This window comes from Frankia sp. BMG5.23, from assembly GCF_000685765.2.
GTDB lineage: Bacteria > Actinomycetota > Actinomycetes > Frankiales > Frankiaceae > Frankia > Frankia casuarinae.
Genome location: NZ_JDWE01000013.1, coordinates 20,781 through 27,648 on the forward strand (window position 1 = coordinate 20,781; position 6,868 = coordinate 27,648).

The 6,868-nt window shown below is 70.6% G+C and carries 4 protein-coding genes; 2 read left to right on the forward strand and 2 right to left on the reverse strand.

Translation table 11 applies throughout. The annotated features are described in order from the left end of the window. Positions 1 to 9: 9 nt before the first annotated feature. On the forward strand, positions 10 to 1,188 hold the full coding sequence (locus tag BMG523DRAFT_RS08465) for a cystathionine gamma-synthase (protein WP_011434839.1): 1,179 nt from the start codon (positions 10 to 12) through the stop codon (positions 1,186 to 1,188). A gap of 230 nt (positions 1,189 to 1,418) precedes the next feature. Continuing rightward, the gene (locus BMG523DRAFT_RS08470) at positions 1,419 to 2,408 is read left to right on the forward strand and encodes a hypothetical protein (protein WP_023840845.1); all 990 of its coding nucleotides are present in this window, start codon (positions 1,419 to 1,421) and stop codon (positions 2,406 to 2,408) included. 539 nt (positions 2,409 to 2,947) lie between these two features. Here the strand turns inward: BMG523DRAFT_RS08470 and BMG523DRAFT_RS24340 are convergent. Both BMG523DRAFT_RS24340 and BMG523DRAFT_RS08480 read right to left on the reverse strand, forming a co-directional pair. Next, the gene (locus BMG523DRAFT_RS24340; protein WP_043590833.1) at positions 2,948 to 3,793 is read right to left on the reverse strand and encodes a hypothetical protein; all 846 of its coding nucleotides are present in this window, start codon (positions 3,791 to 3,793) and stop codon (positions 2,948 to 2,950) included. A gap of 1,331 nt (positions 3,794 to 5,124) precedes the next feature. Beyond that, positions 5,125 to 6,810 (reverse strand): isovaleryl-CoA dehydrogenase, encoded by a 1,686-nt coding sequence (locus BMG523DRAFT_RS08480; RefSeq protein WP_011434834.1) that lies wholly within the window; start codon positions 6,808 to 6,810, stop codon positions 5,125 to 5,127. Between the last annotated feature and the right edge of the window lie 58 nt (positions 6,811 to 6,868).

A 6,868-nucleotide genomic window follows, 5' to 3' on the forward strand; every position in this document is an offset into this window, starting at 1 on the left:
CGTGGCGTCATGCATATGGAGCAGCCCGCTGAGGGATTCGAGACCATCGCGATCCATGCCGGCCAGGAGCCCGATCCCGTCACGGGAGCGGTGGTGACGCCGATCCACCAGTCCTCGACGTTCGCCCAGGATGGCGTGGGTGGGCTTCGGAGCGGTTACGAGTACAGTCGTTCGGCGAATCCGACCCGTACCGCGCTGGAGACCTGCCTCGCCGCACTGGAACGCGGGACGGTCGGCCTCGCTTTCTCCTCCGGCATGGCGGCGGCGGACGCCCTGCTGCGAACCGTCTGCCGGCCCGGAGACCACGTCATCATCCCGGCGGACGCCTATGGCGGCACCTACCGGCTCATCGCCCGGGTGCTCGCCGACTGGGGCGTCGACCACACCAGCATCGATCTCACCGACCTCGATGCGGTGCGAGTCGCGATCCGTCCGGGCACCACGCGACTGGTGTGGTGCGAAACCCCGACCAATCCCATGCTGTCCATCGCCGACATCGTCGCTCTCTCGTCGCTGGCGCATGACGCGGGGGCGCTGCTGACGGTCGACAACACGTTCGCTTCGCCCTACCTGCAGCAGCCACTGACCCTGGGGGCGGACGCGGTGGTGCATTCCACGACGAAGTATCTCGGTGGCCACAGCGATGTCGTCGGCGGCGCGCTCGTGGTCGGCGATCCGGACCTGGGCGCCCGGCTACGGTTCCTGCAGAACGCGGCCGGCGCCGTCGCCGGCCCCTTCGACAGCTGGCTGGTACTGCGCGGTGTCAAGACGCTCCCCGTTCGGATGGACCGGCACTGCGACAACGCTCGGCGTATCGCGGCCGAGCTCGCCACGCACCCCGCTGTCGGGGCCGTCCGCTACCCGGGTTCGACCGGCCATGCGGGTCACGACATCGCCGCGAAGCAAATGCGCGACTTCGGGGGAATGGTCTCGTTCACCCTTCGGGCCGGCCCCCAGGCGGCCGTGGCGGCATGTGGCCGGACCAGGCTGTTCACTCTCGCCGAGTCGTTGGGTGGGGTGGAATCCCTGATCGAACATCCGGCGAGCATGACCCATGCCTCGGTGGAGGGCTCGCCGCTCGCGGTACCCGCGGACCTCGTTCGGCTCTCGGTCGGGATCGAATCAGTGGACGACCTCGTCGCCGATCTGCACCAGGCGCTGCGCGGGCTTTCCGACGGATCCGCGTAGCCCGGCCCCGGTTTCGGGAGTGGTGGCTTCTGGCGCACGCGTCCGGTACGGAAGGGCGAACCAGCGAAAAAAGTCCAAACCTTAACCCGCGGCGGCGACATAGCGCCCCGTACCCGGTTACCGTGACCTTACTGTGTCGAGACCCTCGGGCGGAGAACAGCAATGGTTGCGCGTGCGCATACGCCGGACATGTGCCCAGTCCGCCAGGTCGCGATCGTCAGGAGTACCACATGGACGCATCGACGGACCGCCGAACGATCCTTACCACGAGCGCGCTACTCGGTGTCCTCGGAGCCGCCGAGGCGGTCGACATGACATCCTCGGCGATGGACAGCCGCGCAGCGCTACACCAGGTCGAGGCCGGTCTGGAGTCCCTCGCCCGCCGCTGGGAGACCACCGCGCCGGCCGACTTGGTCGAGCGCCTCGCGACGCTGGAGCACCATGCGCGGACGATCGGCCGATGGCGGTTGGGCTCAGCCCTGCGCCGGGACTGGATACGAGCGCATGGCCGGATTCTTCTCATGACCTCCGTGGCACAGGGTGACAACGGCATGGCCAGGCCGGCCACAGTCTCGGCGCGGGCGGCGCTCGTCCTCGCGAAACATGTAGGAGACGCGACGACCGCCGCCCACGCCGGAGTCGTGTTGGCTGAACTCGCCGCTTATTCCTTCCAGAGCACCCGCGACGGGTTGGCGCTGGCGCGGGCGGCCCAGGCCACGGCACCACACGCGCACACCGCGGTCCTGGCGATGACCACCGAGGCGCACATCATGGCCGCGTGCCACCTGCCTACCGACGATATCGTCGCCGTGCTGCGCTCAGCGGGATCGGTCGCGGCAAAGCTCCCGGCAGGTGCGGTGGGTTACAGCCTGGACGGTATCCATCCTGGGTATCTGCCGACATTCGGCGGTGCGGCACTCGTCGCCGCCGGCGCATTGGACGAGGGAAATGAGCGGCTGAGCGAGGCAGCCGAACTGTTCGACCGTTCCCGGGCGTCCGGTGCTCTCGCCGCCGTCCGCCTTTACCAGGCATCCGCGGCGATGCGCGCACGCGAGCTGGACAAGGCCGAGATCCTCGCGACCAGAGCGCTCGCCGCATCCGCCGTGCGGCCGAGCAGCTGGCTGTCGAACGGAATCCTCTTTCTCGCCGAACGCGCCCGCAGCCAGGGCGCGGACTGGTCCGGACTCGTCATCCAGGCCCAGGAGTGGTCCCCGCTCTGATCGCGTCGTTGACGTCCGGGGGCGGTCACGACGTCATCTGCCGGCACGCCCCCGGCGCCGGGGCCTTCCACCGGGATACCGGCGCACGGCGCCCGATCAGCCATGCCAGCCCTGGCCACAACAGCCCTGGCCACAACAGCCCTGGCCACAACACCGCCGGCCGTGAGGACCCCGGCCGTGAGGACGCGGCGTCGAGCCCAGGGACGCACACCGGCGCGGAGTCCATGCAGCAGCAGCAGGCCAGCAACAACCATAATCAGAACAACCAACGGCGACAAGATGTTGGAATAATGCAGTTCATTCGACGGGTTAAGATTTACGGATTTCTGTAGGGCAGTGTTCGAGGCGATCGGCAGCGGCGGCGGTGTCGCCTGAGCGAGAACGGGATAAGGAATAGGCACGGCGGTACATTATCGGGTAGGCGACAATGCGAACCGGGCCGGTGGAGACAAAAGTGCTTCGGCTCGCCCCTCGGTCGTCGCCTTGGTCGCGGCCAGCCGCGCCGGTCCCACACCGGCGGGTTGAAACGCCGGACCCGCTCAGGGATCCGCGCACATCGCGGCATCAGCCTGTTGCTTGGAGCCGAACAGATCGGGAATCACCACAATCGGTCCGGGACCCGTCGCCGGGCCGCAGTCGTCGCCCCGGCCGTCCGCCCTGCCGCCCCCCGTCGGACCGGCCTGTGCGGGCGGTCCGGGATCGACCGACCCGCCCGCGGGCGCGGGGAGCAGTCCGCCGGACGGCCGCGCTTCCGACGGGTTCGACGACGGACGCGGCGCGGTCCGGCGGCTGGGCACCGAAGGGAGCAGTCTCCTGTCCCCCGGCTCGGGTCCGAAGGCATCCGCCCGATCCGATGCGACGGGTGGAACCAATGACACCCGCCGCCCGCCGTCGGCCGACGGCGGGCGCGTGGGCGAAGACGGGGGCCGTGATTCGACGAAAGGTGCGGTCGGGCCCCCGGCGGAATCCGGATCGCCGGAAGGGGCGACGAGGCGTGGCAACGTCCGTGCTCCGTCCGTTCCCGGGACGCCGGGAACGGGGTGGACGGGGTCGGGGTAGGTGGACCGGGTGGGGAAGGACGATCGGCTCTGCTCGCGGCGGCCCGCCCACCGGTCGTCGTCCCGATCGTCATCAGTCCTGGCCCGGACGAGCCGATCGGACGACGGTCGATCGGCCTGGATCAGCACGTCGCCCGGGGTGGGCCCGCCGGGCGCGGCGAGCCCGAAGGCGATGACCGCGACCGTGAATCCAGCCGCCGCGACCGCGCCGCTTCGCCGCCGGTCCAGAATTCCGGCCCAGCCGACCCGCCCACGCAGGATGCCTGTGACACCGATCAGCATCACCATCACCGCAAGCAGAGCGATGATCATCGCAACCGCCGCCATCGGGGCCCCCAGGTCTCAGCATCAGCACGAGAACCCGAACCGTAACTCACTGAAAGTAACGAGACGAATACCAGAACGTCGTGTCGCCCTCCGTGTACCCGGAAAAGCGCGGCAGCCGACAACCTCGAGCGAGAACGATCATCCGTCCGCCGGCCCGGCGGCGACAGCCGGCCGGGCCGAGCCGACCGGCTGTCCGGTCGCCCTGGGCGAGCCCTCGTTCGTGCGCGGCGGAGCGGACGGCGACCCCGCCCCGCTCGCCGACGGTCCACTCGCCGAGGGTCCACTCGCCGGCCTAGAGACGGACCGATCCCCCGGTTCCCTCGGTTGCCGCGATGCCCCCGCGCCACGACCCGTATCACTCGATCCAGGTGATCCGGGTGAGGGGCGACCGCCGTCGCGTGGTGTCGGGGCCGCGCTCTCGGCTCCTCGGTCGGACCCGGCATGTCGGTCGGACCCGGCATGGTCGCGCCCGTCGGACTTCTGACCGGCGGTTCCGCGACCGCCAGCGGTTCCCCGGTCGTCCCCGGCGGTTCCCCGGTCGTCCCCGGCGGTTCCCCGGTCGTCCGGGCGGGTGTCGGGCCGACCATGCGCCGGCGGCGGGGTTCCCGTCGGCCGGGTTCCCGGCGGCGACGTCCCCGCCGGCGACGTCCCCGGCGGCGACGTCCCCGGCGAGGACGTAGCAGACGGCAGCGTCGGCGCCGGCGACGTCTCCACCGGCAACGTCCCTAGCTGCAACGTCCCCGACGACCGGCTGTCCGCGGGCGACGCCCACGGCGGCCAGGTGTCCCATGTGGGAGGACGCGACTGCTGGGGTCCGCCGCGGTCATCGGACGGCGCCGGACGACGTGCGGCCCTGTCCGCAGCCAGGTCCCGATCCGCGTCGGTGTCCGCGGGCAACGTGGACCCGGGCTCGACGGACGTCGCGGATAGCACTGAAAGTGGCGATGCTGGCGTGGACGGTGATGGGGGAGTCGGTGCGGGCAGGACAGCCTGGCTCACGGGCAGGTCCGGATCGTTGCCGTCGCCGACCCCGACTCCTCGGGATGCGAGCAGCCCGAAAGCGACGAGCGCCGCGGATCCCGCACCGGCAACCGCGCCGGCCGTACGGCGGTTGGGGATCCACGCCCATTCCGCGCGTCCCCGCACCAGGCCGAGCGCGCCCGCGATCAATATCAGCCCGGCGACAGCCAAGCAGAAGAACACCATGGAACCCTCCAGGGCGCAGTCAGTCTCCACCCTAGGGGCACATCCCCCACCCGATGGCGCAGCATTGATTACGGAGAGTTTCTAGTACCTATCCGCCAAGGTCAGGAAACACCGAGCGAATCATCTCAGGCGCCCATCGGTGGAATTCTGCCGAGAATATTTGGCACATCAGCGGCATCGGGCAGGGTACCGAAGGCCAGTCCCCCCTCACCGGCGACTCTCGTGGCGCAGAACGCGTCGGCCACGGCGCTCGGGGCGTAGCGCACCAGCAAGGAGCCCTGCAGGACGACGGCAAGTCGCTCAACGATGCGCCGGGCGGCGAACTCCGCGTCCTTGGACCGGTCCAGGACAGCGCGCAACCGGGCCCAGGCCGCGTCCAGCCTGCGGTCCGCGCCACGCGCCGCGTCGATCTCCGTGGCGAAGGCGGCGAAGCTGGCCGGTTCCCGGGTGAGCGCGCGCAGCACGTCGAGCGCGTTGACGTTGCCCGAGCCCTCCCAGATGCCGTTCAGCGGCGCCTCGCGGTAGAGCCTCGGCATCCCGGACTCCTCCACGTAGCCGTTGCCCCCCAGGCATTCGAGCGCCTCGGCGGCCAGCGCCGGGGAACGCTTGCACACCCAGTACTTCGCGACGGCGATCGCCAACCGTCCGAACGCCTGTTCCTGACGATCGCCACGGGCCGCCCGGTCGACCGCGCCCGCCACCCGGAGCACCAGGGTCGTCGCGGCCTCGGACTCCAGGGCGAGATCGGCGAGCACATTGCGCATCAACGGAGCATCGATGAGCGGTCTCCCGAACGCGCGTCGGTGACGCACGTGGTGGGCTGCCGCCATGACGGCCGCACGCATCCCCGCCGCCGAGCCGAGGCTGGAGTCGAGCCGGGTCATCGCCACCATCTCGATGATGGCCCGGACCCCTGCGCCCTCCTCGCCGACCAGCCAACCGACCGTGTCGTCGAACTCCGGCTCGCCGCTGGCGTTACTGCGATTACCGAGCTTGTCCTTCAGCCGCGCGATGCGAAAGGTGTTGCGGACGCCGTCCGGAAGCACCCGTGGCACCCAGAAGCAGGACAGGCCACCGGGGGCCTGGGCCAAGACCAGGAAGACGTCGTTCATCGGGGCGCTGGTGAACCACTTGTGCCCCCGCAGCCGATAGGTCCCGTCGCCCGCCGGCGTCGCCGTCGTCGTGTTGGCACGGACGTCCGAGCCACCCTGCTTCTCCGTCATGCCCATGCCCGCCAGCAGGCCGGCCTTGCCCTCGGGTGGGCGCAGACCCGGATCGTAGACGCGGCTGGTCAGCAACGGTTCGTAGCGGGCGGCGAGCTCCGGGGCGGCGCGCAGCGCCGGCACCACGGCGTAGGTCATCGACACCGGGCACAGATGGCCCTGCTCGACGGTGCCCCAGACCAGGATGTCCGCGGCGCGGGCGACATGGGCGCCGGGACGCGGGTCGGCCCACGGCGCCCCGGCCAAGCCCTCCCGTACCGCGACCTCCATCAGGGCATGCCAGGAGGGATGGAAGTCCACCTCGTCAACGCGAAACCCGTAACGATCATGAGTGCGCAGTTGCGGCGGGAACCTGTTCGCCTCGTCGGCCTGGCGGGCGGCCTCCTCGCTGCCGGCCAACCGACCGAGTCGGTGCAGATCGTCCATATGCCAGCCGGCCCCCTCCCGCGCGAGGGCCGCCAGCAGCGCCGGATCGGCCGCCGCATCGTGCCCCACGAGGGGCGGAGGCTGGTTCGTCACCTCATGGGTCCGGGACGAACACGTCCCGGGAACCGCCGTTGTCCGGTTGACGGTGGTCGGCGAGATCACCGGCCCTCCTCTCGGCCGGGCCGCACATCGGCCTCGACAGTGCCGCACATCGGCCTCG